Annotated in this window: 24 protein-coding genes and 3 tRNA genes; 14 read left to right on the top strand and 13 right to left on the bottom strand. The window is 72.5% G+C overall.

Features of this window, described 5'->3' with window-relative positions; genetic code table 11:
* Nucleotides 1-69: 69 nt before the first annotated feature.
* Entirely contained in the window at nucleotides 70-1,554 is a 1,485-nt protein-coding gene (locus AC0VXQ_RS08410) for a catalase (protein WP_058730733.1), read from the bottom strand.
* Nucleotides 1,555-1,647: 93 nt separating this feature from the next.
* Entirely contained in the window at nucleotides 1,648-2,145 is a 498-nt protein-coding gene (locus tag AC0VXQ_RS08405) for a Fur family transcriptional regulator (RefSeq protein WP_081046198.1), read from the bottom strand.
* Between the two features lie 506 nt (nucleotides 2,146-2,651).
* Here AC0VXQ_RS08405 and AC0VXQ_RS08400 point away from each other — a divergent pair.
* The gene (locus AC0VXQ_RS08400; protein WP_061225600.1) at nucleotides 2,652-4,616 is read left to right on the top strand and encodes a sigma-70 family RNA polymerase sigma factor; all 1,965 of its coding nucleotides are present in this window, start codon (nucleotides 2,652-2,654) and stop codon (nucleotides 4,614-4,616) included.
* Nucleotides 4,617-4,772: 156 nt separating this feature from the next.
* Nucleotides 4,773-5,654 (top strand): zinc metalloprotease HtpX, encoded by an 882-nt coding sequence (gene htpX, locus AC0VXQ_RS08395; protein ID WP_061225601.1) that lies wholly within the window; start codon nucleotides 4,773-4,775, stop codon nucleotides 5,652-5,654.
* A 95-nt stretch (nucleotides 5,655-5,749) separates the two neighbouring features.
* Here the strand turns inward: htpX and AC0VXQ_RS08390 are convergent, their stop codons facing one another.
* On the bottom strand, nucleotides 5,750-6,241 hold the full coding sequence (locus AC0VXQ_RS08390; RefSeq protein ID WP_058730736.1) for a YajQ family cyclic di-GMP-binding protein: 492 nt from the start codon (nucleotides 6,239-6,241) through the stop codon (nucleotides 5,750-5,752).
* A gap of 154 nt (nucleotides 6,242-6,395) precedes the next feature.
* Between AC0VXQ_RS08390 and AC0VXQ_RS08385 the strand changes: the two genes are divergently transcribed.
* From AC0VXQ_RS08385 to trxA, 3 genes are all read left to right on the top strand, one after another.
* Entirely contained in the window at nucleotides 6,396-6,695 is a 300-nt protein-coding gene (locus tag AC0VXQ_RS08385) for a hypothetical protein (protein WP_058730737.1), read from the top strand.
* Nucleotides 6,696-6,881: 186 nt separating this feature from the next.
* Nucleotides 6,882-6,963, top strand: a tRNA-Tyr gene (locus AC0VXQ_RS08380).
* Between the two features lie 208 nt (nucleotides 6,964-7,171).
* Entirely contained in the window at nucleotides 7,172-7,591 is a 420-nt protein-coding gene (trxA, locus tag AC0VXQ_RS08375; RefSeq protein ID WP_058730738.1) for a thioredoxin, read from the top strand.
* A 94-nt stretch (nucleotides 7,592-7,685) separates the two neighbouring features.
* Here trxA and AC0VXQ_RS08370 read toward each other — a convergent pair whose 3' ends face one another.
* Complete coding sequence (locus AC0VXQ_RS08370) at nucleotides 7,686-8,747, bottom strand: DNA-3-methyladenine glycosylase family protein (protein ID WP_064725839.1); 1,062 nt, start codon at nucleotides 8,745-8,747, stop codon at nucleotides 7,686-7,688.
* Between AC0VXQ_RS08370 and AC0VXQ_RS08365 the strand changes: the two genes are divergently transcribed.
* From AC0VXQ_RS08365 to AC0VXQ_RS08330, 8 genes are all read left to right on the top strand, one after another.
* Nucleotides 8,746-10,467 carry a DUF2079 domain-containing protein gene (locus AC0VXQ_RS08365; RefSeq protein ID WP_475528333.1) on the top strand — a complete coding sequence of 574 codons (1,722 nt, stop codon included), beginning with the start codon at nucleotides 8,746-8,748 and terminating at the stop codon, nucleotides 10,465-10,467. The two genes, AC0VXQ_RS08370 and AC0VXQ_RS08365, sit on opposite strands and share 2 nt — an antisense overlap.
* Nucleotides 10,468-10,855: 388 nt before the next feature.
* Nucleotides 10,856-12,931 carry a DEAD/DEAH box helicase gene (locus tag AC0VXQ_RS08360; protein ID WP_475528331.1) on the top strand — a complete coding sequence of 692 codons (2,076 nt, stop codon included), beginning with the start codon at nucleotides 10,856-10,858 and terminating at the stop codon, nucleotides 12,929-12,931.
* A gap of 105 nt (nucleotides 12,932-13,036) precedes the next feature.
* Nucleotides 13,037-13,108 (top strand) — tRNA-Thr (locus AC0VXQ_RS08355).
* A gap of 55 nt (nucleotides 13,109-13,163) precedes the next feature.
* Nucleotides 13,164-13,237 (top strand) — tRNA-Met (locus AC0VXQ_RS08350).
* Nucleotides 13,238-13,372: 135 nt separating this feature from the next.
* Nucleotides 13,373-13,840, top strand: coding sequence for an FAS1-like dehydratase domain-containing protein (locus AC0VXQ_RS08345; RefSeq protein WP_061225605.1), 468 nt, complete (start codon nucleotides 13,373-13,375; stop codon nucleotides 13,838-13,840).
* Complete coding sequence (locus AC0VXQ_RS08340; protein WP_061225606.1) at nucleotides 13,837-14,298, top strand: MaoC family dehydratase; 462 nt, start codon at nucleotides 13,837-13,839, stop codon at nucleotides 14,296-14,298. The genes AC0VXQ_RS08345 and AC0VXQ_RS08340 overlap by 4 nt, the downstream gene beginning before the upstream one ends.
* A 181-nt stretch (nucleotides 14,299-14,479) precedes the next feature.
* Entirely contained in the window at nucleotides 14,480-15,727 is a 1,248-nt protein-coding gene (locus AC0VXQ_RS08335; RefSeq protein ID WP_475528328.1) for an MFS transporter, read from the top strand.
* 98 nt (nucleotides 15,728-15,825) lie between these two features.
* Entirely contained in the window at nucleotides 15,826-16,917 is a 1,092-nt protein-coding gene (locus tag AC0VXQ_RS08330) for a UDP-N-acetylmuramate dehydrogenase (RefSeq protein WP_058731144.1), read from the top strand.
* A 79-nt stretch (nucleotides 16,918-16,996) separates the two neighbouring features.
* Here AC0VXQ_RS08330 and dhaM read toward each other — a convergent pair whose 3' ends face one another.
* From dhaM to dhaK, 3 genes are all read right to left on the bottom strand, one after another.
* Nucleotides 16,997-17,401 carry a dihydroxyacetone kinase phosphoryl donor subunit DhaM gene (gene dhaM / locus AC0VXQ_RS08325; RefSeq protein WP_058731143.1) on the bottom strand — a complete coding sequence of 135 codons (405 nt, stop codon included), beginning with the start codon at nucleotides 17,399-17,401 and terminating at the stop codon, nucleotides 16,997-16,999.
* Complete coding sequence (gene dhaL / locus AC0VXQ_RS08320; RefSeq protein WP_196826217.1) at nucleotides 17,398-18,009, bottom strand: dihydroxyacetone kinase subunit DhaL; 612 nt, start codon at nucleotides 18,007-18,009, stop codon at nucleotides 17,398-17,400. Before dhaL ends, dhaM begins: the two co-directional genes overlap by 4 nt.
* Before the next feature lie 135 nt (nucleotides 18,010-18,144).
* Nucleotides 18,145-19,131, bottom strand: coding sequence for a dihydroxyacetone kinase subunit DhaK (gene dhaK / locus AC0VXQ_RS08315; RefSeq protein WP_058731141.1), 987 nt, complete (start codon nucleotides 19,129-19,131; stop codon nucleotides 18,145-18,147).
* A gap of 145 nt (nucleotides 19,132-19,276) precedes the next feature.
* On the opposite strand from dhaK, the gene AC0VXQ_RS08310 reads away from it, so the two are divergent.
* A complete protein-coding gene (locus AC0VXQ_RS08310; protein ID WP_224799828.1) occupies nucleotides 19,277-19,807 on the top strand; it encodes a PGPGW domain-containing protein in 531 nt (176 codons plus the stop codon).
* A gap of 115 nt (nucleotides 19,808-19,922) precedes the next feature.
* Here AC0VXQ_RS08310 and AC0VXQ_RS08305 read toward each other — a convergent pair whose 3' ends face one another.
* From AC0VXQ_RS08305 to AC0VXQ_RS08280, 6 genes are all read right to left on the bottom strand, one after another.
* Nucleotides 19,923-20,336, bottom strand: coding sequence for a GNAT family N-acetyltransferase (locus AC0VXQ_RS08305; RefSeq protein WP_058731139.1), 414 nt, complete (start codon nucleotides 20,334-20,336; stop codon nucleotides 19,923-19,925).
* Nucleotides 20,337-20,461: 125 nt separating this feature from the next.
* Nucleotides 20,462-21,601 (bottom strand): aspartate-semialdehyde dehydrogenase, encoded by a 1,140-nt coding sequence (gene asd, locus AC0VXQ_RS08300; protein WP_058730699.1) that lies wholly within the window; start codon nucleotides 21,599-21,601, stop codon nucleotides 20,462-20,464.
* A 144-nt stretch (nucleotides 21,602-21,745) separates the two neighbouring features.
* Entirely contained in the window at nucleotides 21,746-22,327 is a 582-nt protein-coding gene (locus tag AC0VXQ_RS08295; protein ID WP_100464467.1) for a dihydrofolate reductase, read from the bottom strand.
* The gene (locus tag AC0VXQ_RS08290; protein WP_100464466.1) at nucleotides 22,324-23,154 is read right to left on the bottom strand and encodes a thymidylate synthase; all 831 of its coding nucleotides are present in this window, start codon (nucleotides 23,152-23,154) and stop codon (nucleotides 22,324-22,326) included. The genes AC0VXQ_RS08295 and AC0VXQ_RS08290 overlap by 4 nt, the downstream gene beginning before the upstream one ends.
* Nucleotides 23,147-24,085 carry an NUDIX hydrolase gene (locus AC0VXQ_RS08285; protein WP_058730696.1) on the bottom strand — a complete coding sequence of 313 codons (939 nt, stop codon included), beginning with the start codon at nucleotides 24,083-24,085 and terminating at the stop codon, nucleotides 23,147-23,149. The genes AC0VXQ_RS08290 and AC0VXQ_RS08285 overlap by 8 nt, the downstream gene beginning before the upstream one ends.
* 96 nt (nucleotides 24,086-24,181) lie before the next feature.
* Nucleotides 24,182-26,446 carry an RNA degradosome polyphosphate kinase gene (locus AC0VXQ_RS08280; RefSeq protein ID WP_375542949.1) on the bottom strand — a complete coding sequence of 755 codons (2,265 nt, stop codon included), beginning with the start codon at nucleotides 26,444-26,446 and terminating at the stop codon, nucleotides 24,182-24,184.
* Nucleotides 26,447-26,474: the final 28 nt, after the last annotated feature.

Genomic DNA, 26,474 nt, shown 5'->3' with positions numbered 1-26,474 from the left:
ACGGGAGACGGGGGCCTTCCGGTCATACGGCTTCAGGACCGGGGAGGGTCAGAGCCGTGGGGGCGGCGATCAGGCGCCGGGGACGTCGTCCCCGCGGTGCTCCTTGGCCTTCTTCTCGATGGCCTCGCCGACCTCCTGGTCGATGTTCTTCCAGTACCAGAACACCCGAGACAGCACCGGCTCCTCGACGTCGGCCATCATCCCGGCCACGGTGTTCACCAGGCGCTCGCGGGCGGCGTCATCGTAGACCTCGCGCACCAGGGTGTGGGCCTGGCCGAAGTCGTCGTCCTCCGCGTGCAGGGTGTACGCGGCGCGCACCAGCTCGCCGTCGGCCTCCCAGCCGTTGTCCACCCGGGACTCCTCCTTGCTCACGTAGGAGCGGTAGGAGTTCGGGGCGTACGGCGCGGCCGAACCGGAGTGGTGGTACTGCATGAAGCCCTCCTTGTCGTAGGAGTTCATGGGCACCACCGGGGCGTTGACCGGCAGCTGGTTGTAGTTGGTGCCGATGCGGTGGCGCTGGGCGTCCGGGTAGGAGAACACCCGGCCCAGCAGCATCTTGTCCGGGGACAGCCCCGTGCCGGGGACCATGTTGGCCGGGGCGAAGGCCGCCTGCTCGATCTGGGCGAAGAAGTTCTCCGGGTTCCGGTTCAGGGTGAACCGGCCGACCTTGTGGCGCGGGTAGTCCTTCTGCGGCCAGACCTTCGTCAGGTCGAAGGGGTTGAAGCGGTAGTCCTTCGCGTCCTCGTAGGGCATGAACTGCATCTCCACGGACCAGGACGGGTACTCCCCGCGCTGGATCGCGTCGAACAGGTCCCGGCGGTGGTAATCCCCGTCGGAGCCGGCCAGCCGCTCGGCCTCCTCGTTGGTCATGTTCTCCACGCCCTGCTCGGAGATGAAGTGCCACTTGACCCAGGTCTTCTTCCCCTCCGCATTGACCAGCATGTAGGTGTGGGAGGAGTACCCGTTCATGTGCCGCCAGCTGCGCGGCAGCCCGCGATCGCCCATGAGGTAGGAGACCTGGTGGGCCGACTCCGGGGACAGCGTCCAGAAGTCCCACTGCATGTTGGCGCTGCGCAGACCGGAGTCGGCGGTGCGCTTCTGCGAGTGGATGAAGTCCGGGAACTTGATCGGGTCGCGCATGAAGAAGATCGGCGTGTTGTTCCCGACCATGTCGAAGTTGCCGTCCTCGGTGTAGAACTTCAGCGAGAACCCGCGAACATCGCGCCAGGTGTCCGGGGAGCCCAGCTCACCGGCCACGGTGGAGAAGCGCGCGAGCATCGGGGTCTTGGTGCCCTTCTGCAGGAACTTCGCGTAGGTGTACGCGGAGATGTCCTCGGTGATCTCCAGCTCGCCGAAGGCGCCGGAGCCCTTCGCGTGCGGGGAGCGCTCCGGGACGCGCTCGCGGTCGAAGCGGGCCAGCTTCTGGACCAGCTCGACGTCGTGCAGCAGCAGCGGGCCGTTGGCGCCGACGCTCAGCGAGTACTCGTCGGACTGGCGCGGCACGCCGGTCTCGGTGGTGGAGGGGCGATGGGGATCGAACTGCTGTTCGGTCATGGTGGATCTCCTTCGTCGTGGGTGTGACTGGGGATGGGCCCGGGCTCCGCGGGTGCGGAGCGGTTCGGGTGGTCTGAGATGGCGACCCCGGGATCAGTCCCGGGACTCGGCCTCGGCGCGCTCCCGGGCGGCCCGGCACTGCGGGCACAGGGCGCGGAAGACGACGTCGGCGCTGAGGATCTGCATCCCATGGGTCTGGCTCGGGTGCAGACACGGGGCCTGCCCGACGGCGCAGTCCACGTCCTCCACGCGCCCGCAGTCCACGCACACGCTGTGGTGGTGGTTGTCGTTGGCGCGGGTCTCGTACAGCCCCGGGGTGCCGGGCGGCTGGAACTTCCGGAGCATGCCGACCGCGGTGAGGTCGGCCAGCACCACGTAGACGGACTGCACGGTGATGCTCGGCAGCACGGCGCGCACGTGGCGGACGATCTCCTCGGCGGTGGAGTGCTGGTGCCGATGCACGGTGTGCAGCACGGCCAGGCGCTGCCGGGTCACCCGACGGCCCAGGGAGCGCAGCTCGTCCGACCACTGCGCGCGCAGGGCCGCGGCGTCGTGGGCCGGAGGGTGCGTCGGCGTGGTCTGTGAGGTCATGGAACCACCCTAGCGTTATTCTGAGCCACTCACAATAGGAGGCCGCTGGGCGAGTGATATGGATCATGGAAGATCTGCGGCTGAAATCGCGTCACGATCCGGGGTCGCGGTGCTCTGGAGAAGGTGTCGGGGCCTCCGGGGAGGAGGCCCCGACACCGCGGCAGCCCGTATCGGGGGATGCGGCCGCCCGCTCGCGGACCGGGACATGGGGGATGTCCGGATCCGCATTCCGGGGGCGCCTGGCAGGGGGGAGCCAGGCGCGGGTGCGTCGCCGCCCCATCGGGGGATGTGCTCCATGGGGGATGGAGCAGGGCGGGGCGCACCCGGGTATCCCGGTGCATCGGGATGGCCCCGGCGTCGTCGGACTCTCACGCTGCGATGACGAGCATCCTGTGGCGACTCTTGCGTCGTTCGATGCGATGCTTCCGCGCCCATCCTGGCCTAAGGTTATCGGGACGAGTGCCCGGGGGACAGGGTCTCGGAATATCGGGGGTGAATGTTTCGTGATGCAACCGGAAGACGCGGCGGGCAGCGCGGCCGAGGGGTCGCAGACGCCGGAGAAGGACGAGGCGCTGCTGCGCCGGTACCCGGAGGACCCGGCCGGTGTGGCCGAGCGGCTGTATCAGCGCCATGCGCGCACCGCGGTGCGGATCGCCCGACGCTCCGGCGCGAACCCGGAGGAGGCCGAGGACGCCGTCGCCGAGGCCTTCGTGCGCATCCTCGGGATGCTCGCCGACGGCAGAGGGCCCCGTCGGGCCTTCCTGCGGTACCTGATGCGAACGGTCGCCACGGTGGTGCGCGAGCGCCGCAGCGGCCCCGCCCCGCAGGATCCGCAGTCCCCGGAGGCGCTGCCGCTGGCGGAGACCACCGAGGCCGTGGTGGGCCGCCGCGAGGAGGCCCGCATCGTCACCCGCGCCTATCAGGATCTGCCCCCGCGCTGGCGCACCATCCTGTGGGGTCTGGATGTGGAAGGGCGTGCGCCTCGCGAGCTGGCGGCGGAGCTGGAGATGACGCCCAACGCCGTCTCCCAGGCCGCCGTGCGGGCCCGCGAACGCCTCCGGGAAGGGTATCTCTCCCACTATGCGCTGCGTCCGGCGACGGGGGAGTGCGCCGAATATGCGCCGATGCTCCCGCAGCTGGTGCGCGGGCGCCTGACGTCTGCTCGTCGTCGGCGCCTGCTGCGGCATCTGGAGACCTGCCCGCGCTGCTCCGCCGAGCACCTGGCGCTGGTCAGCACCTCCGATCTGATGCGCGGTTGGGTGCTGCCGGGGATGCTCCTGGGCGGAGTCCTGCTGCACGGCGGGCAGCGGGCTCACGCCCTGGCCGCCGTCGGCGCGGCGTCGGGTCCCGTGGCCGACGGCGCGGCATCTCCCCGGGGAATCGCGGATCCGCCCCGACACGCGCCCTCCGGGCGCGCGCACCTGGGTGCGGGACATCCCGGGTGGCGGCGGGTGCGGCTCGGTTCGGCCCTGGCCGCGGTCGCGTTGTTCGCCTCCACCGTACAGCTGCCTCCGGAGGGAGCCCGGCCCTCGCCCACCATCGAGGCGGAGATCTCCGCGCCGTCATCGGAAGCCGATGCCCCGTCCTCCCCGTCGCGACTCCCACCCACCGAGTTCGCGGAGACCGAGACCGCCCCGCGGGCCGCAGCCGGCGCACCGGCGGCGCGTGAGGAGGCGGAGCGTCCGGTGCTGGTGCGCACGGTCCTCGCCGCGCGCACCACGGCTTCGCCCGAGCCGGACCGCGGGAACGGCCAGGGGATCCGAGGCGAGGGGGGCTCCTCCGGTGAGGCCGGACCCGCCGGGCGCGCCGACGGGTCCTCGTCCCCCGTCGAGGATCGGGGGAGCGCGGTGCCGGTGCCGCAGGCCTCCTTCAGCAGCGCCCAGGTGCGGCCCGCCGACGCCGAGCCGGAGGCCTCCGGGCCCTCGGCGGAGCCCGCGGAGGAGCCGGTGATCCGCACCGCCGCGGCCGCGGTGCCCGCACAGGCGCAGCCGGAGACCGACCTCGTGCCGATCGATGTCGATCCCGGCCCCGTCCCTGCGGCGCAGCGGCCCGCGACCGGGGCGCAGTCCCCGGTGCTTCCGGATCCGGTGGACCCGGAGCCGCAGCCGGAGACCGGGCCGGTGGCCGCCGGGGAGAGCGCGAGCGAGCAGGATGCAGGCGGGGAAGCCGCGGTCGAGGATGCTGCGGCCGGGGACGCCGTGGCCGAGGACGCGGCCGGGCCGCAGACTCCGGCCTCCGCGGCACCCGCGGACCTCCCGGAGGACGGGCAGCCGGTTCCCCAGGCGCGGCTCCCTCGTGCCGCGGGGGTCGGTGTGGTCGAGGAGACCGGGGATGAGGGGCTGCCCGCTGGTGAGCTGCCGATGGGGGAGCCCCGGGCGTATGCTCCGCGCGCTGCTGCCCCGCGGGCTGCGAGCGCACGGCCCATCCCGGTCTGGACCGCGACGTGGGTCGTGGTGCGCTGGCGCGGCTGACCGACTGTCCGAGACCGCCCAGCCAGTCCTCAGCTGGCTGACAGGTCTGCGCAACCACTCCGTGACCCTGATGCTTTACGGTTGAAGCACCGCGTTCGTCGTCCCCCGCGGGCGTCCGCGGACCGTCGTCGTCATCCGAGGAGACATCGAAGGACCATGCACCAGCACTACAACGGGCTCAAGACGGCCCTGCTGTTCGGCGGGCTCTGGGCGGTGCTGCTCGGGATCGGCGGCGTGCTGGCCGCCGGGACCCGCAGCTCCGCGTTCATCTGGATCTTCGCCCTGATCGCCCTGGGCACCTCCGCCTACGGGTACTGGAACAGCGACAAGATCGCCATCCGCTCCATGAACGCCCGGCCGGTCACCCCGCAGGAGGCCCCGGCCATGTACCGGATCGTCCAGGAGCTGTCCACCCGGGCCGACAAGCCCATGCCGCGGCTGTACATCGCCCCGACCCTCTCGCCCAACGCCTTCGCCACCGGGCGCAACCCGGAGCACGCCGCGGTGTGCTGCACCGAGGGCATCCTGCAGCTGCTCAACGAACGCGAGCTGCGCGGGGTGCTCGGGCACGAGCTGATGCACGTGTACAACCGGGACATCCTGACCTCCTCCGTGGCGGGGGCCATCGCCGGCGTCGTCTCCTCCATCGCCCAGTTCGCGCTGTTCTTCGGCGGCAACCGGGAGCGCGGCGGCAACGTCATCGGCAGCCTGCTCATCGCCCTGGTCGCCCCGCTGGCGGCCTCGATCATCCAGATGGCCATCAGCCGCACCCGCGAGTACGACGCCGATGAGGACGGCGCCCGGCTCACCGACGACCCGCTGGCCCTGGCCTCGGCGCTGCGCAAGCTGGAGACCGGCACCGCCCGGGCCCCGATGGACCCGGAGAACCCGAAGGTCGCCAACGCCTCCCACGTGATGATCGCCAACCCCTTCGGCGGGCTGAACGTGGGGCGCCTGACCTCCACCCACCCGCCCATGGACCAGCGCATCGCCCGCCTGGAGCAGATGGCCGGCTACGGCGGGAACGCCGGGCGCTGATCTTCCGCTCCAGCCGAACGCGACGCGGCCCGCACCCCGGAAGGATCGGGGCGCGGGCCGCGTCGCGTCGTCGGCGCTGAAGGCGGGAGCGCGGGCTACCGGTAGTTGACGAACTGCACGGCGACCTCCAGGTCCGCCTCCTTCAGCAGGGCCTGCACGGCCTGCAGATCGTCCCGGGACTTGGAGGAGACCCGCAGCTCATCGCCCTGGATCTGCGCCTTCACGCCCTTGGGGCCCTCCTCCCGGATGAGCTTGGAGATCTTCTTGGCCTGGTCCTGGGCGATGCCCTCCTTGATGGAGCACTCGATGCGGTGCTCCTTGCCGGAGGGGTACGGCTCCCCGGCGTCCAGGGACTTCAGGGAGATCCCGCGCTTGACCAGCTTGGACTGGAAGACGTCCAGCACGGCCTGGGCGCGCTCGGCGGAGTTGGCCTTGATGAGGATCTTCTCCCCGGAGGATTCCACGGAGGCGCCGACGCCGCGGAAGTCGTAGCGCTGGGACACCTCCTTCTGCGCCTGGTTCAGCGCGTTGGAGACCTCCTGCTTGTCCACGGTGCTGACGATGTCGAATGAGGATTCGCTGGCCATGGGCCCTCCTGCGGGGTCGAGGTCGGATGTTCTCCACCAGGGTACGTGCTGGGCCGGGCGGCGGGGGAGGGATCGGCGATCGGCCAGCGTTCCCCGACCTGGCCCTGATCGTCCTCTCACCAGGGGCACAGGCGGGCGTCCGAGGGTGGGAGTCATGCAGATGCACACCGTCCTTCCCCACGGAGTCCTCCCCGGCGAGCTGGAGGCAGGCGCCGTCGCCGCCCTGCCCGTTCCCGCGCCGTCGCGCCCCCGTCCCGGTTCCGCCCCGGTGCCCGCCGCGGGCCTGCACCGGGCGGATCTGGTGGCCCGGCATCGCGGGGTCCGAGAGGACCTGCGCGCGGCGGTGGCCCGCGGGGAGATCAGCGCCCGGCAGTCCGCCCGGTTCCTGGCCCGCATCGAGGCCGCGCTGCTGGTCGAGCAGCACACGCCGCCGCGCGTGCCCGGCGGTCGGTGAGGCGGGCCCGATGCGGCGGACCTCGGGAGAGAGAGCGCCCCTCCCGGTGCCGTTGCTCACAGGTCGGGTCCGCGCAGGGGCCGGGGTTTGTGCCGGGAGGCTCGGGTCCGCTACGGTGGTATCCGCTCCCGCTTGCGGGAGCGATGATCCATCGTGACGGCCGAGGCGCCGGCGCGGCGGAGGCTCGGCAGGTTACCCGAGCGGCCAAAGGGGGCTGACTGTAAATCAGCTGGCACTGCCTACGGGGGTTCGAATCCCTCACCTGCCACCGATGCCCTGCACAGGGCGCGCCACCCGAAGGGCTCCGATCCACCGGATCGGGGCCCTTCGGCGTCTCCACCTCCGCCGCGGCCCCGCCTCCGGCGGGTGCGGAGGCCGACGCCGAGCCGGCGGGTGCCAACCGGCCGCGGTCAGGATGCTGTGCTCACAGTGAAAGGCCTGGGGCTCGCCCGGGGTCGGTGCGTAGTCTCGGGCACATGGCTACCGTCGAACTGACCGAGAACAACCTCAACCAGACCATCCAGGACCACGAGATTGTGCTCGTGGACTTCTGGGCCGAGTGGTGCGGGCCCTGCAAGCAGTTCGGGCCGGTCTTCGAGGCTGCCTCGGAGAAGCACCCGGAGATCGCCTTCGGCAAGGTGGACACCGACGCCCAGCAGAGCCTCGCGGCCGCCGCGGGGATCACCTCCATCCCCACCCTGATGGCCTTCCGCGAGCAGACCCTCGTCTTCGCCCAGCCCGGCGCCCTCAACGGCTCCCAGCTTGACCAGGTCATCGAGGCCGTGCAGGGCCTGGACATGGACGACGTGCGCCGGCAGATCGCCGAGGCCGAGAAGCAGGCGGCCCAGCAGGCCGAGGGCGGGCAGGCCCCGTCCGCGGATCCCGCGCAGGCCTGAGCCCGGCACCCACCCGATCCCGCGCCCGCCCGGCGGCCGTGGGATCTCCGCCCCGCGGCCCCGGAACACCCGTTCCGGGGCCGCAGCCGCGTCGTCAGCCCCCGAAGCGGTGGGCCTGCGGGGCCACCCGGGGCCCGCGCCGGGGTCGGCGGGGCCCGGCGGCCAGGATCATGCGCACCACCCGCTGGCGGTTGCCCGCCCACGGGCGCAGCAGCCGCAGCATCCGCTCATCGTCCCCGGCGCGCCCCTCCAGGGCGTAGCAGACGCCGTGGGCCAGATGGTAGTCGCCCACGCTGATCGCATCCGGCAGACCGTGGGAGCGCTGCATCGTCTCGGCCACCGTCCACGGGCCGATCCCCGGCACCGCCGCCAGCCCCCGGGCGAGAGCAGCCACCCCGTGCGCCGCCCCGCCCGGGAGTCGTCGCGCCTCCTCGGCGCGGATCAGCGATCCGGCGGCCTCCGCCAACCGACCCACCGCTGCGCTGCGCTGGGCATCCACCCCGGCGGTGCGCCAGTGCCAGGACGGGATCCGGCGCCACTGCAGCGGCGTCAGCGGCAGCACCAGGTCCCGCGCCCACGCCGGGGCCGTCCCACCCGGGGACGGCGCGGGGTCCGCGTGCTCGCGGGTCAGGCGCTGCCACGCCCCGATCGCCTCCGCACCCGTGACCTTCTGCTCGAAGACCGCGCTCACCGCGTGGCGGAAGACCCACCCGGAGGAGCTCAGCCGCAGCCCCGGACGGGTGCGGAACGCCGCCCGGATGTCCGCTGGGATCAGCCGGTGCTCCGGTGAGGCCGCGAAGCCGGGCCAGTCATCGGCCAGCCCCGTCAGTCCGGCGGCTCGATCCAGGAAGGCCGCGATCTCCTCCGGATCCCACCCCCAGGCCCGGACCAGGATCGGCCAGCAGGCCGGACCCGACGCGGCCTCGCGCGCCGCGGCGTCGGGCACCAGGTGCGGGCCCTGCTCGAGCACCGCGGTGACCCCCGACCCGGTGTCCTCCGGGATGCGTGCGGTGAGCACCGCGCGGGTGCCGTGGGATCCGCTGCGGATGCGTACAGTGGGGTCCGATGTGCCGCGCCGCAGCACCGCGAGCGTGCGCGCCAGATCCACGGGTGAATCCGGGCGCAGCAGACGCTCGCGAACGCAGGGAGCAGGCATGGGATCCATCGTCTCACGCGGTCGACGCGCCGCCACCTCCGGCGGCAGCGCCGACCCCGCCGCCGGTCGGGCTGTCGCGCCGCGGGGTTCGCGACGCGCAACCTGGGCGCTCGGCGCGGTCTGCGCGCTGCTCGCTGCGGGGCTGTTCTCCTGGATGTCCGTGGGGCAGTGGGAACGCTGGGACAGCCCCTCCTGGGACCTGGCGATCTTCTCCCAGCTGGCCCAGGACTACGCGCACCTGCGGGCCCCGATCGTGGACATCAAGGGCCACGGCTTCAACCTTCTGGGGGACCACTTCCACCCCCTGCTCATCCTGCTCGGCCCGGTCTGGGCGCTGTGGCCCAGCGGCCTGGCCATCATGATCACCCAGGACGCGCTGCTCGGGCTCGGGGCCGGGATCCTCGCCGGCTTCGGCACCCGCTTCCTCGGGTGGGCGCGTGGGCTCTGCCTGGGCACGGCCTTCACCCTCAGCTTCGGGGTGTTCGAGGCGGTGCGGGTGCAGTTCCACGAGGTCGCCTTCGCGGTGCCGCTGCTGGCGATGAGCCTGTGCCTGCTGGCCCTGCGCCGCCTGCGCGCGGCCGCCGGGTGGGCAGCGCCCCTGGTCTTCGTCAAGGAGGACCTCGGCATCACCGTCGCGGTCATCGGGCTGGTCATCCTCTGGACGGCCCTTCGCGCCCCCGCCGCGGACGGGCACGGCGCGGGGCCTGAGCCCGGGTCCGGTTCGGCGTCGGAGGGCTCCGGCGAGCAGCGATCCGCGTCCGGTATCCGCCCCGCGCCCGGCCTGTGCAGCGCGGCGGCGCACCGGGTGCGGGGCGCGCTGCGTCGGCCCGGGGCGCCGGCCGGCATCATCCTGGCGTGCTGGGGCCTGGCCTGGAGCGTGCTGGCCGTCAGCGTGATCCTGCCCGCGCTGAATCCGCACGGGACCTTCGACTACGCGGACAAAGTGGATGTGCCGCGGGCCCTGGGCGACCCGCTGCAGGCCTTCGCCCAGCTGTTCACCCCTGAAGCCAAGCTGCGCACCTGGGGGCTGTTGCTGCTCAGCGGGGCCGTGGTGTTCCTGCGCTCGCCGCTGTCCTGGGTGGGTCTGCCGACCCTCGTGTGGCGCTTCCTCTCCCCGAACGAGGGGTACTGGGGGCCCACCTGGCATTACAGCCTCGTGCTGATGCCCGTGCTGTTCGCCGCGGTCTTCGACGCCGCCCTGCGGGCCCGCGCTGCGGCCCCCGCGCAGCGCCGTCGGCGCGAGGTCGTGCACCATGGCGATGCCGGGGATCCCGGGGCGAGCGGGCGCGCCGCCGTCCTGCGCTCGCGGGCGCGAGCGACGGTGGACGCCGTCTGCGCGGCCGGGCCGGTGCTGGCCGCCGTCCTCGCGGTGGCCCTGGTGCCCTCGGGACCGTTGGCCGAGGCCTGGCGGCAGCGGGAGCCGGATGCCACGCAGCGGCAGGTGATCCAGGCGCGGCAGCGGGCCGTCGAACACGTGCCGGAGGGCGTGAGCGTGGCCGCGGACCTCTCGGTGCTCACCCGCCTGGTCCCGGGCCGGGACGTGCACTGGATCGGCACCGCCGGGGACCCGGCCCCGGAGTACCTCGTGCTGCAGACCGACGGCGCCACCTGGGGCGGGCGCGGCCCCGCCGATCCGGGCGCCTACGCCCGGGAGCACTACGGCGCGTCCTACGACGTCGTGTTCCGGGAGCAGAGCGTCGTGGTGCTGCGCCGGGCCTGACTGTGCCCGCCCCGCAGGGGTCCGACGCCGCCCCACGCCCGGCCCCGTCCGATCGGGGGTGCGGGGCACCGAGCGGTGCGTCACGCCCCGGCCGCGGGCGCACCGCGGTGGGGTAGGGTGGGGGACACCGGGATTCCCCGAGACGCGCCCCCACGCCCGCTGAGACAGCGGAGCGGAAGGCCGTCACTCGATCTCGAGCTCGCCGCCGCGCGCACCGCCTGAAGACCACAGACACCCGCAGATCAGCGGGACGGGTGCGCCCACCGAAGATGACGTCCTCCGCTGCAACTCGGAGTCGGATCACGCGGGCGGAGCCATGAGGGGAGACATCCGGCCTCCGGCGAGATCTTCGCCGGGACACGACCCCCGCCAAGCAAAGGACCTTTCGGTGAGCGAAAACACCACCCCCCTGCCCGACGACGCCCGCACCACCCCCGCGGACCCCGAGACCCAGTCGGCCGAGACCCCGGCGCAGCCCGAGCAGACCCAGCAGGCCGAGACTCCGGCTCCCGCCGCGGAGGCTGTCCCCGCCGAGACCAAGACGACCGCGACCGCTCCGGCGGAGACCACGCAGGCCGAGGAGCTCGCCGCCGAGGAGCCGGCCGGCCCCCGCTTCGTCGAGCTCGGCCTGGACGGGCGCGTGCTGGCCGCGCTGGAGGAGATCGGCTACGAGACCCCCTCCCCGATCCAGGCGGAGACCATCCCGCTGCTGCTGGAGGGCCGCGACGTCGTCGGCCTGGCCCAGACCGGCACCGGCAAGACCGCGGCCTTCGCGCTGCCGGCCCTGTCCCACCTGGCCGAGCTGTCCGACCTGGAGGGCCCCTCCAAGGCCGTGCAGGTGCTGGTGCTCGCCCCCACCCGCGAGCTGGCCCTGCAGGTCGGGGAGGCCTTCTCCTCCTACGCCAAGCACCTCGAGGACTTCACCGTCCTGCCCGTGTACGGCGGCTCCCCCTACGGCCCCCAGCTGGCCGGTCTGCGCCGCGGCGCGCAGGTCGTCGTCGGCACCCCCGGGCGCGTCATCGACCACCTCAAGCGCGGCTCCCTGGACCTGTCCCAGCTGCGCCACCTGGTGCTGGACGAGGCCGACGAGATGCTGCGCATGGGCTTCGCCGAGGACGTCGAGGAGATCCTCTCCCAGACCCCCGCGGAGAAGCAGGTGGCCCTGTTCTCCGCGACCATGCCCAAGTCCATCCGCCGCATCGCCGAGGACTACCTGCGCGACCCGGTGGAGGTGCGCGTGAAGGCCAAGACCACCACCGCGGCGAACATCCGGCAGCGGTACATGCAGGTCATGCACTCCCACAAGCTCGAGGCCATGACCCGGGTGCTGGAGGTCGAGGACTACGATGGCGTGATCGCCTTCGTGCGCACCAAGAAGGAGACCGAGGAGGTCTCGGACAAGCTCAAGGCCCGCGGCTTCCAGGCCGCCGCGATCAACGGGGACATCCCCCAGACCCAGCGGGAGCGGACCGTGGAGGCCCTGCGCGAGGGCCGGGTGGACATCCTGGTGGCCACCGACGTCGCCGCCCGCGGGCTGGACGTGGAGCGGATCTCCCTGGTGGTCAACTTCGACATCCCGCACGACACCGAGTCCTACGTGCACCGGATCGGGCGCACCGGGCGGGCCGGGCGGGAGGGCGAGGCCATCCTGTTCATGACCCCGCGCGAGAAGCACATGCTGCGTCAGATCGAGAAGGCCACGCACCAGAAGGTCGAGCAGATGCACATGCCCAGCGCCGCGGACGTGAACCAGTCCCGCCTGGACAACTTCGCCCAGCAGATCACCGAGACCCTCGAGTCCGAGGACCTGACCCTGTTCAAGGGCCTGGTGGAGGGCTACGTCGCCGAGCACGACGTGCCCGCCGAGGACGTCGCCGCCGCGATCGCGTTCATCGCCCAGGACGGGCGCCCGTTCTTCGCCGAGGAGCTGCCGGAGCGTCCGGCGCGCGGCCGGGACCGGGAGCGCGGGGATCGCGACGGCGGTCGGGAGCGCGGCCCGCGGCGTCGCAGCGACGAGGGCCTGCGCACCTACAAGATCCAGGTGGGCCACGATCAGCGGGTGCTGCCCGGCGCGATCGTCGGGGCCCTGACCAACGAGGGCGGGCTGACCGGCTCCCAGGTCGGCAACATCGACATCCGCGGCGGCTTCTCCCTGGTGGACCTGCCGGAGGATCTGGACGTGGACTCCCTGCGGGACCTGGAGATCAACGGCCACCGGATCGACATCGCCCCGGATCGCGGCGGACGCTCGGGCGGACGCCTCGGCGGGCGCGGCCAGGGCGGTCCCCGCGGGGGCTACCGCGGCGGGCGCGACCGGGATGACCGCGGCGGCTACCGCGGGAACCGGGACCGCGGGGATCGCGGGGGCTACCGCGGGAACCGGGACCGCGGGGATCGCGGCGGGTACCGGGGACACCGGGACCGCTTCGAGCGCGACGGGCGCGAGGGCTACCGCGGCCGCTGAGGCCCCGCCCGAGGGCGAGCTCATCACAGCGCTTCCGCTGTGATGGACGACATGGCTGACGGATTTGGCGGGCTTGTGAACCGGTCTGTATAGTCTTATGTCGTTGCCCCGATAGCTCAGTGGTAGAGCGCCATCTTGGTAAGATGGAGGTCCCGGGATCGATTCCCGGTCGGGGCTCTCATGATGAGGGCCCGCGCACGGCTGAGGCCGCGCGCGGGTGCTTCACATGTAAGGCGGTGTAGCTCAGCTGGTTAGAGCGCACGACTCATAATCGTGAGGTCGACGGATCGAGCCCGTCCACCGCTACCTCCGGAAAGGACCCCCGTCCCCGCGGCCATCGCCGCGGCGGACGGGGGTCCTTCTCTCATCCCCGGTCCGGGAGCGGGAACGGGCGCGGGGGATAGGCTGGGGAGCGCCCCCATCCCGACCACGAGGAGAGCTATGCCCGAGCAGCAGCCGGGCCTCGCCGCAGACCTCGCCGGGCGCGTCTACGAGGACGCCCCCGCCTACCAGGTCTCCCGCGAGGCGATCCGCGCCTTCGCCCGCGCGGTGCACGCCGAGCACCCCGCCCACACCGACGTCGACGCCGCCCGGGCCCTCGGGCACCCGGATCTCGTCGCCCCGCCGACCTACGCCGTCGTGATCGCCCAGGCCGCCGACGCCCAGCTGATCCAGGACCCCACCGCAGGCATCGACTTCTCCCGGGTGGTCCACGCCGACCAGCGCTTCACCCACCACCGGCCCATCGTGGCCGGGGACGAGCTGCGCGCCGTCGTGCATGTGGACGCGGTGCGCGCCCTGGGAACCGGGGCCATGATCACGACCCGCGAGGAGATCGCCGACGCGCAGGGTGCCCCGGTGTGCACCGCGGTGTCCTCCCTGCTGGTGCGAGGGGAGGAGCAGGCATGAGCAGGCCGCAGTTCGATGACCTGGAGAAGGGCCAGCAGATCGGGACTCGAGAGATCCCGCTGACCCGGGCGGATCTGATCCGCTACGCCGGCGCCTCCGGGGACTTCAACCCGATCCACTGGAACCAGCGCTTCGCCGAGGCCGTGGGGCTTCCCGGGGTGATCGCCCACGGGATGCTCACCATGGGGGCGGCGGTGCAGCTGGTCGTCGACTGGGCTCAGGACCCGGCGGCGATCGTGGACTACCAGACCCGCTTCACCAAGCCCGTGCCCGTGCCCGATGCCGAGGGGGCGGCCAGCCCCGAGACCGGCGGCACCGTGCTGGCCGTGTCCGGGAAGATCGGCGCGCTGGATCCGCAGGCGCGCACGGCCCGGGTGGATCTGACCGTCACCGCCCCGGACGCCGAGGGCACCGCGCAGAAGGTGCTGGTCAAGGCCCAGGCGGTCGTCGCCCTCTGAGACCCGGCGCCGCCGCCGGGAACAGCCCTGCCGCGCCCGGAAGCATCCCGCGGCGTTCGGGCTCCTGCCCCGGCCCCTCCGGAGGGGTACGCCCTCTCCGGGAGGGGCGCCGCCTCGTCATCGCAACACCTGCCGCCGGATCCGCACCGGATCCGCTCTCGTGCGTCGCCAGGAGAAGACCATGATCACCCGCACCACCGGGCGCCGCCCCGTGACCGACCGCGCCTGGCTCTTCGCTGTGCTCGGGATCTACCTGGCCAGCGGCCTGTCCATCTCCGCGTGGCTCGTGCGCGTCCCGGCGATCGCCCAGCAGCTGCACCTCAGCGCCGGCCCGCTCGGGCTGCTGCTGCTCGCGCAGACCCTCGGGGCGTTCCTGTCGGTGTCCGCCTCCGGGATGGTGGTCATGCGCCTGGGGGCCCAGCGGACCCTGTGGATCACCTTCGCGCTGATGATGCTCGGCGGGCTGGGCCTGGCCTACGCCGTGTCGGTGCTGGGCTCGGTGACGCTGGCCGGCATCGGGCTGGGGCTGTTCGGCCTCGGGCAGGCCACCTACTCGGTGGCCGCGAACGTGCAGGGCGCGGCCGTGGAGCGGGCCCTGGGCAAGCAGCGCATGCCCCTGATGCACGGCTGCTTCTCGGTCGGCACGGTGATCGGCTCGATCGTCGGCACCGCGATGACGGCCCTGGGCGTGTCCGTGGCCGCGCACATGACGGCGGTCTACGCCGTCGTGATCGTGCTGGTGGTGGTGTGCATGGCCTTCACCCGCACCGAATCCGAGGATGTGCGTCCGGCGACCACCGGGATCATGGCCATCGTGGACCCGGAGGCCGTGCCGGGCAGGTTCTCGGTGCGCCACGCGTGGATGGAGAAGCGCACCGTGCTGCTCGGGGTGTTCGTGCTGGGCATGGCCCTGGCCGAGGGCTCCGCGAACGACTGGGTCGCGCTGGCCCTGACCCACGGCTACGGCGCCTCCGACTCCGTGGGGGCCGTGGGCTACGGGCTGTTCGTCACCGCGATGACCTCCGGGCGGCTGCTGGGCACGGGGCTGCTCAACGCCTACGGGCGGGTGCGGGTCATGCGGATCGCGTGTGTGCTGGCCGTGGTGGGGTTGGGCACCTTCGTGCTGTCCCCATGGCTGTGGCTGGGCATGGGCGCGATCTTCGTGTGGGGTCTGGGGGCGGCCCTGGGGTTCCCGGTGGGCATGTCCGCCGCGGCGGACAATCCGATGAAGGCCTCCGCGCGGGTCTCGGTGGTCTCCACCGTCGGCTACAGCGCGTTCCTCGGCGGCCCGCCGATCCTGGGTCTGCTCGGGGAGGCGCTGGGGGTGCGCCAGGGGCTGTCCGTGGTCCTGGTGCTCGTCGTCGTGTCCTTCCTTCTGGTCCCGCAGCTGGCCACCCCGGAGGAGGAGCGGGTGCACCGGCTCAGCTGAGTCCGTCTCGTCGGTGCTGCCCGAGCCGCCCGCGTCCCGGCGGGCACCGGCGGGCGCCGGGCCTGGTCGGCTGACGGCCCGCGGCTAGACTGGGCCGAGTGAGCGAGACCCTTCTGAGCGAACTGACCACCCTCGGCGTCGGCGGCCCGGCCCGCACCTACGTGCGCGCGCGCACCGAGCAGGAGATCATCGACGCCCTGATCGCGGCCGATGACGCCGGGGATCAGGTGCTGATCTTAGGCGGCGGCTCCAACCTGGTGGTCGGCGACGACGGCTTCGACGGCACCGTGGTGCACACCGCGAGCACCGGCGTCACCGTGCGCCGCGCCGAGGACGGACGCAGCGCGCGCCTGAGCGCCGAGGCCGGGGAGGACTGGGACGGCCTGGTGGCCCGCAGCCTCGAAGAGGGCCTGTCCGGGCTGGAGACCCTCTCCGGGATCCCCGGCACCGTCGGGGCCACCCCGGTGCAGAACGTCGGCGCGTACGGCACGGAGATCTCCCAGCACTTCGCCTCCGCCCGGCTGTGGGACCGCGTCGAACGGCGCGTGGAGGTCTTCGACCGGCAGCGGATGGCCTTCGCCTACCGGGACTCCGCGCTGAAGCGGGAGATGCTCGGGCCCTCCCCGCGCTGGGCGGTGCTGCAGGTCAGCTTCGATCTGGAGGTCCGCGCGGACTCCGCGCCCCTGCGCTACGCGGAGCTGGCCCGGAGCCTGGGCACCGAGGTCGGTGAGCGGGTCCCGGCGTCCCGCGTGCGCGAGGCCGTGTTGCGTCTGCGCGCCGGCAAGGGCATGGTCCTGGACCCGGCGGACCGCGACACGCACTCCACCGGCTCCTTCTTCACCAACCCCATCATCCCGGCCGACGCCGGGGCGGACCTGCCGGCCGATGCCCCGCGCTACCCGGTGCTGGACGCCGACGGCGCGGTGGACGAGTCCCTGACCAAGCTCTCCGCGGCCTGGCTGATCCAGCACGCGGGCTTCGACAAGGGCTACGGGCTGGAGGGGGAGTCCGCGGCCGTCGCCGGCGGCCGGGCCGCCCTGTCCACCAAGCACACCCTGGCCATCACCAACCGCGGGCAGGCCACCGCCGCCGACGTCGTGGCAGTGGCCCGCGCGGTGCGCGAGGGCGTCCAGCGGGAGTTCGGGGTGCGCCTGGAGGCCGAGCCCGTGGTGGTCGGCACCCGGATCTGACGGGACCCCGCCGGACCCCGCGGGCCTCGCAGGTGAGGCGGGGCGCGGCCGGGGCGGCCCGGGTGGCCGCCCCGGTGCGTCAGCCCAGGTGCTTCTCCTTGGGGCGCAGGCCGCCGCGGGCCTCGGAATCCACGCGGTCCAGGTCCCCGCCGGAAGCGGCCGTGACGGCCGCGACCACCAGGCCCTCCACCAGCGGGGCGGGGGACAGGCGGGTGCGCTCGGCCAGCTCCGGCTCGAGCATCTCCACGGCCATCTCGGCGGACATCACGGCCGAGCCGAGGTCCATCAGGACCACGACCCCGTCTCCGGAATCGGCCCGCTGCACGGCCTCCACGATCTTCGCGGCGTCGGTGCCCAGCCCGCCGTCCTCCGTGCCGGCCGCCAGCTCCAGGGCCGGCGGATTCTTGGCGACCATCTGCAGGGCGAGCTCCCGGGCCGCCTCGGCCAGCGGCGCGGAGTGAGAGGCGATGACGATCCCGATCATGCCAGCACCTCCCGTGCGGCGCGCACCAGCAGCACGGCCGACGCCGCCCCGGGATCGCGATGGCCCTTGGCCCGCTCGCCCAGGTAGCTGGCCCGGCCCTTGGTCGGCACCATGTCCTCGGTCGCGGCGGCCCCTTCCTCGGCGGCCCGCTGCGCGGCCTCCAGGGCGGGACCCAGCCCGTCCCCACTCTTCTCGGTCAGGGCCCGGGAGGCGGGCAGCAGCGCATCGAGCATCGTCGCCTCGCCCTCCTGGGACTTCCCCCGCTCGGCTGTGCCCTCGGCCCCGGCCTCGAAGGCCGCGGCGAAGGCCGACGCCGGATCCTGCCCGGCATCGTAGGCCTTCGCGAAGCGCAGGAAGAACGTCCCGTACAGGGGGCCGGAGGCCCCGCCCACGGTGGAGACCAGGGTCATCCCGACCTTCTTCAGGTACGCCGCGGCGTCGTCGAAATCCGCGGAGCCCAGGCGGGCCGCGGCGGCGAAGCCGCGATCCATGTTGGCCCCGTGATCGGAGTCCCCGATCGCGGCGTCCAGCTCGGTCAGCTCCTCGGCGTGCTCGTGCATCAGCGCGGCGGCGCGCTCGACCCATGTGGCGGCATCGGCGGTATCCATGCTTCTCCTCGCATCCGTCCGGGAACGGGGTGACATCCGAGGCGGCCTCCCGGACTCGGGCCGCGGCGGACGGGGTATCGGGGCTGGGACGGGCCGAGAATCGGCCCGGCTCCCGGGCGGCATCGTCCGGGAGTCTCAGGCTCCCCAGCGCAGCGAGGGGGTGTCCACGGGGGAATCCCACAGGCGCAGCAGGTCGTCATCGGCGGGCATCAGGGTCAGGGAGCAGCCGGCCATGTCCAGGCTGGTGATGTAGTCGCCCACCAGCACGCGGGCGACCTCCACCTCGTGCTCGGCCAGGACCTTCGCGACCTCGCCGTACATCAGGTACAGCTCGGACAGGGGAGTGGCGCCCATGCCGTTGAGCATCGCGATGACGGGCTGGCCCGAGGGGATCTCGGCGAGTACGGGCTCGGTGAGCTTCCGGGCGATTTCCGCGGCGGGGGCCATCGGCTCACGGGAGCGACCGGGTTCGCCGTGGATCCCGACGCCCAGCTCCAGCTCATCCTCACCCAGCTGGAAAGACGGCTTCCCGTGGGCGGGCAGCGTGCCGGAGGTCAGGGCCGCCCCCATCGAGCGGCAGGACTCGGCGGCCTTCCGGGCGACGGCCACGACGCCGTCCAGGTCCCGACCCTCGGCGGCCGCGGCCCCGGCCAGGCGCTCCACGAACACCGTGCCGCCGACCCCTCGGCGACCGGCCGTGAAGGAGGAGTCCTCCACCGCGACGTCGTCGGCCACGATCACGGATTCCACTCGGGTGTCCTCTGCCAGCTCCGCGGCCATGTCGAAGTTCATGACGTCGCCGGTGTAGTTCTTCACGATGTGCAGCACCCCGGCGCCGGTGTCAGCGGCTTCGGTGGCGGCCTGGATCTGGTCCGGGACGGGAGAGGTGAAGACCTCCCCGCACACCGCGGCGTCGAGCATCCCGGGGCCGACGAAGCCGGCGTGCAGGGGCTCGTGTCCGGAGCCGCCACCGGAGACGACGCCGACCTTGCCCTCCTGAATGCTCGAGCGCAGGACCAGGCGTTGCTCGGCGTCCACGCGGTGGGTGGTGGGATGCGCGGCGGCGAATCCGGTGAGGAAATCGCGGACCACGTCGGCGGGATCGTTGATGAGCTTCTTCATACCGCCATCACACCACCGGCCGCCGACGCGGACAAGGACCTGAGCGGAGTGTTTCCGGTGCGTTCCCGGAGAATGCGAGGAGAATCGATCCGCCGGCGGTCCGGGCCATGGATTCCCGGGAGACCAGGCCGTAGGATGCCGACTGATGGCATCATCCACCGCAGTCCGCACGCACCCGAGCACCGCCTCCGCCGAGGCTGCCTTCGAGGTGCGCACCCAGCCCGCCTCCTCCCTGGAGCGGGAGATCGAACAGGGCCAGCGCGAGGGGCGCGTGCACCGCGCCCTGGGGCGCTTCAAGGCCTTCACCCATCGCCACCCGGTGCTGCGCTTCGTCCACAAGACCCTGGTGACCCTGGTCGGCGGGGTGATCGTGCTGGCCGGCGTCGTCATGCTGGTGACCCCGGGCCCGGGGTGGCTCGCGATCTTCCTGGGGCTGGGCGTGCTGGCCACCGAGTACCCGATCGTGCACCGCTTCAACCAGTGGGCCAAGGCCAAGGTGCTGGCCGTGTGGCATCGGATCCAGGCGCGGCGGGCCGAGCGCCGGGCGGCGAAGGCCCAGCGCCGAGTCCGTCGGGCCGAGCGGCGCGCCGAGGCGAAGGTGCGGCAGGCGCGCATCAAGGCCGCCTGGCACTCCCGCCACTGCTGCGCCCCGCACCGCCCGGCCGCCCGCGCCTGAGCCGTAGCGTCCCCCCCCGCGTTTGGGAGGGGTCTCGACGTCTGGGAGCCACGAGGACGCTCCCAAAGGCCGAAACCCCTCCCAAGACCGGGGCCGGGGAGGGCAGGGCGGCGGGTCAGCGCTGCAGTGTGAGGGTCGTCAGCCCCATCTCCGGGGTGGGGCGGAAGCCCAGCGAGCGGTAGAGATCGATGACCCGTTGGTTCGCCGCGGCGTCGTCCGTGGTGATGTAGATCTGGCGGATCCCCGCGCAGGCCTCCAGCGCCCGGCCCAGCAGCGCCCTCCCGATGCCGCGGCCCTGATGCTCGGGCAGCACCAGCAGATCCTGGACGCACGCGACGGTGGCGCCGTCGCCGACCACCCGGACCAGTCCCACCAGACGGTCCTCGTCCCATGCGCTGAGGACCAGCCAGGCGCCGTCGATCATCGGGCCGAACAGCTCCGGCTCGCGGGTGTATGCGGACCAGCCGACGGCGTCGTACAGGCGGATCAGCTCGGCGCGCTCCAGCGCCCGGGTCGCGCAGATCTCCATCCCCTCACCCTATCCGCCGCCCGCGCCCTCCTTCCGCACCCGTTTGGGAGGGGTTTCGGTGTTTGGGAGCGTCCTCGCGCCTCCCAAACGCCGAAACCCCTCCCAAAGCCGGGGGCGGCTGCCCGTCAGAGGGTGCCGACGGCGATCTTCAGCATCCGGCGCACCGGCTCGGCCGCGCCCCACAGCAGCTGATCCCCCACGGTGAAGGCGGAGATGTACTCGGGGCCCATCGCCAGCTTGCGGATGCGCCCCACCGGGATCCGCAGGGACCCGGAGGCCGCCACCGGGGTCAGGTCCCGGATCGTGTCCTCCTTGGTGTTGGGCACCACGTGCGCCCACTCGTTGTCCTCGTCGATGATCCGCTCGATCTCCTCCACCGACAGATCCTCGGTGAGCTTCATCGTCAGGGCCTGGGCGTGGGAGCGCATCGTCGCGATCCGCACGCACAGCCCGTCCATGACCACCCGGTCATCGCCGTCCAGGCCCAGGATCTTGTTGGTCTCGGCATCCGCCTTCCACTCCTCGCGGGACTGCCCGTTGCCCAGATCCGCGTCGATCCACGGGATCAGGGAGCCGGCCAGCGGCACCTCGAACTGGGTGGTGTCCAGCTCACCGGAGCGCTGCATCGCCAGCACCTTCCGGTCCACCTCCAGGATCGCCGACGCCGGATCGGACAGCTCCTGCGCGACGGTCCCGGCGACGTCGCGGAACCCGGCCAGCACCTCGCGCATGTGCCGGGCCCCGCCGCCGGAGGCCGCCTGGTAGGTCATCGCGGTGCTCCACTGCACCAGCCCGCGGCGGAACAGTCCGCCCAGGCCCATCAGCAGGCAGGACACGGTGCAGTTGCCGCCGATGAAGTCCCGGATCCCGGCCTCCAGGGCCCGGTCGATGACGTCCCTGTTCACCGGATCCAGCACGATCACGGAGTCCGGCTCCTGGCGCAGGGTCGAGGCGGCGTCGATCCACAGCCCGTCCCACCCGCGTTCGCGCAGCTTCCCGTGCACGGCCTTCGTGTAATCCCCGCCCTGGGTGGTGACGATGACCGGCAGCAGCGCCAGCTCGTCCAGGTCGTGGGCGTCCTGCAGGGTGCTGGGCTCCTCGGCGCCGCGGAAGGTCGGCGCGGGGGAGCCGGCGGCGGAGGTGGAGAAGAACACGGGGGTGAAGTCCGCGAAGTCCCCCTCCTGCTCCAGGCGCTGCATCAGCACGGAGCCGACCATGCCGCGCCAGCCGACGAATCCTACGGGATCTCCAGGGTGGAAAGTCATGGGCCCCAGTCTACGGAAGATGCCCCGCCGGGTGGGGGCCGCGCCGCGGTGGCCGGGCGTTTCGGAAGCGGTCGGCGGGTTGCGAAGCGGTGAGGCCGCTCCACAACCCGCCGACCGCTCCCCAAACGGCCGCGGAGCGTGAGCTCAGCGGGTGGCCTCCAGGAAGCGATAGGGCAGCGCCGCGGGGGACAGGGCGCCGTCGGGACCGGCCACTCGGGCCTTCGGGTCGACGCCGGAGCCCAGTTCCCGCACGGACCACTCCGGGCCCAGCTGCGGGGCGCGGGCGTCTCCGGGCACCTCGGCGTCCAGCTGCGTGACCAGCACCCGGGACACCCGGCCCCCGCGCACCACCGGAAGGTCCTCGGTCCCCAGCGCCCGGTCGTACAGGGACGCCCCGCCGAGCAGCCAGATCCGCTCCGACCCACTGGGCGCCTCGGCGGCGACCCGCAGGGCCTCGGGCAGATCGCGGACCCACCGGGCGCCGTCGTGCTCCCCGGGGGAGACGGTGCGCGAGAGCACGATGTTGGTCCGCCCCGGCAGGGGGCGGAACCGCTGCGGGAAGGACTGCCAGGTGGCCCGGCCCATGATGACCGGATAGCCCATCGTGCGCTCGCGGAAGAACGCGAAGTCCGCGGGACAGTGCCACGGCATCCCCCCGTCCCGTCCGATCACCTCTCCGGCGGCCTGCGCCCAGATCGCCGCCAGCTCGGGGCCCACCCCGCTCATACGGCGATCGGCGCCTTGATCGTCGGGTGCGGGTCGTAGCCCACCAGCTCGAAGTCCTCGTACTCGTAGGCATCCAGGGAGTCGCGGTGCCGGAACCGCAGCTGAGGGTACGGGCGCGGCTCGCGGCTCAGCTGCTCGGCCACCTGCTCCCGGTGGTTGTCGTAGATGTGGCAGTCCCCGCCGGACCACACGAACTCCCCGGGCTCCAGACCCACCTGATCGGCGACCAGCAGGGTCAGCAGCGCGTAGGAGGCGATGTTGAACGGCACCCCGAGGAACATGTCCGCGGAGCGCTGGTACAGCTGGCAGGACAGCCGGTGCGGCGCCCCGGAGGCATCCGGAACCACGTAGAACTGGAACAGCGCGTGGCACGGGGGCAGGGCCATGTCCTCCACCTCGGCCGGGTTCCACGCGGAGACCACGTGCCGGCGGGAGAACGGGTTCTCCCGGAGGGAGCGGATCACCTGGGCGATCTGGTCGATGTGCCCGCCCGACGGCGTGGGCCAGGAGCGCCACTGCACCCCGTAGACCGGGCCCAGCTCGCCGTCCTCATCGGCCCACTCGTCCCAGATGCTCACCCCGCGCTCCTGCAGCCAGCGCACGTTGGAGGAGCCGCGCAGGAACCACAGCAGCTCCAGGGCCACGGATTTGAAGTGCACCCGCTTGGTGGTCAGCAGCGGGAAGGACGCGGCCAGGTCGAAGCGCATCTGCCGGCCGAACACCCCGGTGGTCCCGGTGCCGGTGCGGTCCGGACGGTGGGTGCCGTGGGCGAGGATGTCGCGCAGCAGGTCCTCGTAGGGCGTGGGGATCGACGTCGTCTCAGTCATCGCTGGGCTTCACCTGCTCCAGGGAGACGACGCGGCCTCGGTGCTTCCGGCTCACATTGAGCACGATCATCTCCCCGGGGCTCAGGTACGGGTCCTCGGTGGGCAGCTGGGCGCGCAGCGCCTTGGGCAGGTGCCGATCCACCACGGCCAGCACCGTGGGCAGCACCGGCCGGTGCGTGCACACCACGGTGGAGGTCCCGGACTCGAACACGGCCTCCATCAGCTTCTCCACCTTCCCCGGTTTGCGGGAGTGCTCAGCCTCGGTCAGGCGCTTCTTCTCCTTGATCGCCAGGCCCTCGGCCTTCGCGTACCCGGCGACCGTCTGCATGCAGCGCACCCACGGACTGGAGATGACCTTCTGCGGCTTCCACGCCGCCAGCAGCTTCCCCACGGCCACCGCCTGGCGCTTGCCGGTCGCGGCCAGGGGCCGATCGCCCTCGGCCCGGGACCACGACGAGCGCGGCTTGGCCTTCGCGTGGCGCACCACGATCACGGCGCGGGTGCGCAGGTCCTGCGCCTCGTGCAGGGCCACCAGCCGGTCCAGGGGCTCGGTGTCCGTGGCGTTGGTCAGCAGGTCCCGGGCCTGCTCCGGGGTGACCCAGCGCAGCTCGTCCACCTCGCCGCCGTCCTGGTGGGCCTGGGCGGAGGCGGGCACGTGCGCGGCCCAGTAGTGCACGTCCTTGCGGCCCTGCTTGACCTGGTAGGTGGTCACCGCCAGGGGGGCGCCCAGGGTGATGCTCAGGCCCACCTCCTCGGCGACCTCCCGGATCGCGGTCTGCGGCACGGATTCGCCGTCGTCGCGCTTGCCCTTGGGCCAGGACCAGTCGTCGTACTTGGGGCGGTGGATGATCAGGACCTCCAGCACGCCCTCGCGCTCGCGCCAGCACAGGGCGCCGGCGGCGACGACGGCGGGGAAAGAGGGCTTGGACATGATCGGGGAGCTTCCTTCGGGTGAGGGGATCGATGACGGCTGCGCGCGCACTGGGGCCCCGACGCGCCGGGGCGGCGGGACCCGCGGGAGGCTGGCTCAGCCTCGGGAGGAGGAGCCCTGCCGGGCCCGGGACTCCAGGTAGTGGCTCTGCACATCCATCAGCGGGCGCCCCTGGGCGTCCAGCGCGTGGCGGGTCCACACGCCGTCGCCGTCCAGGTGCCAGGTGGAGGTGCGCTCGGAGAGGTAGAGGTCGAACAGGGTCAGCAGGTACTCCACGTGCACCGGGTCCTTGATCCGCACCAGCGCCTCCACGCGCCGATCCAGGTTCCGGTGCATCATGTCCGCGGAGCCGATGTAGACCACCGGCTTGCCGCCGTTGGCGAAGGTGAACACCCGCGAGTGCTCCAGGAACCGGCCCAGCACGGAGCGCACCGTGATGTTCTCGGACAGTCCCGGCACGCCCGGGCGCAGCGCGCAGATCCCGCGCACGACGACGTCCACGCGCACCCCGGCCTGCGAGGCCCGGTACAGGGAGTCGATGATCGCCTCATCGACCATGGAGTTGCACTTGATCTGGATCTTCGCGGCCAGCCCGGCCCGCTGGTGGGCGATCTCCCGGTTGATCCGGTCGATCAGGCCCGAGCGCAGCGAGCGCGGGGCCACCAGCAGGGACTTGAAGGTGGTCTTCGGGGCGTACCCGGAGAGCTGGTTGAACAGCCGGGAGACGTCCTCGCCGATCTGCGCATCGCAGGTCAGCAGGCCGAGGTCCTCATAGAACCGGGCGGTGGAGGGGTGGTAGTTGCCGGTGCCGATGTGGCAGTACCGGCGCAGCCCGTCGGCCTCCCGGCGCACCACCAGGGACAGCTTGCAGTGGGTCTTCAGCCCGACGATGCCGTAGACCACGTGCACCCCGGCCTCCTCGAGCTTGCGGGCCCAGGAGATGTTGGCCTGCTCGTCGAAGCGCGCCTTGATCTCCACCAGGGCCAGCACCTGCTTGCCGGCCTCCGCGGCCTCGATCAGGGCGTCCACGATGGGGGAGTCCCCGGAGGTGCGGTACAGGGTCTGCTTGATCGCCATGACGTTCGGGTCCGCCGCGGCCTGCTCCAGGAAGGCCTGGACGCTGGTGGCGAAGGAGTCGTACGGGTGGTGCAGCAGCACGTCGTGGTCCCGGGTCGCGGCGAACACGTCCGCGGCCTTGGCGGTCTCCGCGGCGTTGAGGAAGCGGCTGGTGTGGGCCACATAGGTGGGGTAGTGCAGCCGGGGCCGGTTGACCTTGACGATGTTGGACACCCCGCGCAGGTCCAGCGGGGCGGGCAGCTGGTACACCTCGGACTCGTCGATGCGCAGCTCCGAGACCAGCAGGTCCAGGATCGCGGGGTTGATGGAGTCCTCCACCTCCAGGCGCACGGGCGGGCCGAAGCGTCGGCGCAGCAGCTCCTTCTCCAGGGCCTTCAGGAGGTTCTCGGCGTCATCCTCCTCGACCTCCAGGTCCTCGTTGCGGGTCACCCGGAACACATGGTGCTCCACGACCTCCATGCCGGGGAACAGCTGGTCCAGGTGCTGGGCGATGACGGTCTCCAGCGGGATGAACCGGGCCGGGCGGGAGGAGGAGTTGGTGGTCTTGGGCCCGTCCACGGAGATCATCCGGGTCAGCTGGTCCGGGACCTTGACGCGGGCGAACAGCTCCTTGCCGGTCTGCGGGTTGCGCACGATGACGGCGAGGTTCAGGGCCAGCCCGGAGATGTACGGGAAGGGGTGGGCCGGGTCCACGGCCAGCGGGGTGAGGATCGGGAAGACCCGCTCCTGGAACTCGGCGGACAGCCGCTGCCGGGCCTCCTCCTCCAGGTCCTCCCAGCCGACGATGAACAGGTTCTCCTCCTCCAGGCGGGGCAGCACCTGCTCATGGAAGACCTGCGCGTGGCGCTGCTGCAGCCGGTGGGCGGATTCGGAGATCTCCTCCATCTGCTCCTCCGGGGTCAGCCCGGCCGCGGAGGGCACGGCGATGCCGGTGGCGATGCGCCGCTTGAGCCCGGCGACCCGGACCATGAAGAACTCGTCCAGGTTGGAGGCGACGATGGAGAGGAAGTTCAGCCGCTCCAGCAGGTAGAGGTTCGGGTCCTCGGCCAGCTCCAGCACCCGGGTGTTGAAGTCCAGCCAGGAGGTCTCCCGGTCCAGGAAGCGCTCCGAGCCGAAGTCCCCCTGCAGCAGCGGGGTGGAGAAGTGCTCGGGCTCGTCGATGCGGTCCCCGCGGGTCTCGGCGCGCTCGATCTTGGCGATGTCGGAGATCTCGGCCGGGCGGGTGAGGTTCGCGCTCGGGGCGGGGGCGGCGTCGTCCTGCCCGGCGGGCCCGGGGGCGTACATCGTGTCCACGTCCCACGGGACGAAGCCC

Source organism: Rothia sp. QJM3NY_36 (assembly GCF_056173115.1).
This window is presented reverse-complemented; position numbering and strand designations above follow the sequence as displayed.

What these genes read in the sequence shown, in the direction of transcription:
- dhaK (WP_058731141.1), bottom strand. Translation starts at nt 19,131, where the DNA reads ATGAAGAAGCTCATCAACGATCCCGCCGACGTGGTCCGCGATTTCCTC.
- trxA (WP_058730738.1), top strand. Translation starts at nt 7,172, where the DNA reads ATGGCTACCGTCGAACTGACCGAGAACAACCTCAACCAGACCATCCAG.
- AC0VXQ_RS08290 (WP_100464466.1), bottom strand. Translation starts at nt 23,154, where the DNA reads ATGACTGAGACGACGTCGATCCCCACGCCCTACGAGGACCTGCTGCGC.
- AC0VXQ_RS08335 (WP_475528328.1), top strand. Translation starts at nt 14,480, where the DNA reads ATGATCACCCGCACCACCGGGCGCCGCCCCGTGACCGACCGCGCCTGG.
- AC0VXQ_RS08370 (WP_064725839.1), bottom strand. Translation starts at nt 8,747, where the DNA reads ATGCCTGCTCCCTGCGTTCGCGAGCGTCTGCTGCGCCCGGATTCACCC.
- AC0VXQ_RS08390 (WP_058730736.1), bottom strand. Translation starts at nt 6,241, where the DNA reads ATGGCCAGCGAATCCTCATTCGACATCGTCAGCACCGTGGACAAGCAG.
- AC0VXQ_RS08295 (WP_100464467.1), bottom strand. Translation starts at nt 22,327, where the DNA reads ATGAGCGGGGTGGGCCCCGAGCTGGCGGCGATCTGGGCGCAGGCCGCC.
- AC0VXQ_RS08385 (WP_058730737.1), top strand. Translation starts at nt 6,396, where the DNA reads ATGCAGATGCACACCGTCCTTCCCCACGGAGTCCTCCCCGGCGAGCTG.
- AC0VXQ_RS08285 (WP_058730696.1), bottom strand. Translation starts at nt 24,085, where the DNA reads ATGTCCAAGCCCTCTTTCCCCGCCGTCGTCGCCGCCGGCGCCCTGTGC.
- AC0VXQ_RS08400 (WP_061225600.1), top strand. Translation starts at nt 2,652, where the DNA reads ATGCAACCGGAAGACGCGGCGGGCAGCGCGGCCGAGGGGTCGCAGACG.
- AC0VXQ_RS08410 (WP_058730733.1), bottom strand. Translation starts at nt 1,554, where the DNA reads ATGACCGAACAGCAGTTCGATCCCCATCGCCCCTCCACCACCGAGACC.
- AC0VXQ_RS08345 (WP_061225605.1), top strand. Translation starts at nt 13,373, where the DNA reads ATGCCCGAGCAGCAGCCGGGCCTCGCCGCAGACCTCGCCGGGCGCGTC.
- dhaL (WP_196826217.1), bottom strand. Translation starts at nt 18,009, where the DNA reads ATGGATACCGCCGATGCCGCCACATGGGTCGAGCGCGCCGCCGCGCTG.
- AC0VXQ_RS08305 (WP_058731139.1), bottom strand. Translation starts at nt 20,336, where the DNA reads ATGGAGATCTGCGCGACCCGGGCGCTGGAGCGCGCCGAGCTGATCCGC.
- AC0VXQ_RS08405 (WP_081046198.1), bottom strand. Translation starts at nt 2,145, where the DNA reads ATGACCTCACAGACCACGCCGACGCACCCTCCGGCCCACGACGCCGCG.
- AC0VXQ_RS08365 (WP_475528333.1), top strand. Translation starts at nt 8,746, where the DNA reads ATGGGATCCATCGTCTCACGCGGTCGACGCGCCGCCACCTCCGGCGGC.
- AC0VXQ_RS08310 (WP_224799828.1), top strand. Translation starts at nt 19,277, where the DNA reads ATGGCATCATCCACCGCAGTCCGCACGCACCCGAGCACCGCCTCCGCC.
- dhaM (WP_058731143.1), bottom strand. Translation starts at nt 17,401, where the DNA reads ATGATCGGGATCGTCATCGCCTCTCACTCCGCGCCGCTGGCCGAGGCG.
- asd (WP_058730699.1), bottom strand. Translation starts at nt 21,601, where the DNA reads ATGACTTTCCACCCTGGAGATCCCGTAGGATTCGTCGGCTGGCGCGGC.
- htpX (WP_061225601.1), top strand. Translation starts at nt 4,773, where the DNA reads ATGCACCAGCACTACAACGGGCTCAAGACGGCCCTGCTGTTCGGCGGG.
- AC0VXQ_RS08280 (WP_375542949.1), bottom strand. Translation starts at nt 26,446, where the DNA reads ATGTACGCCCCCGGGCCCGCCGGGCAGGACGACGCCGCCCCCGCCCCG.
- AC0VXQ_RS08340 (WP_061225606.1), top strand. Translation starts at nt 13,837, where the DNA reads ATGAGCAGGCCGCAGTTCGATGACCTGGAGAAGGGCCAGCAGATCGGG.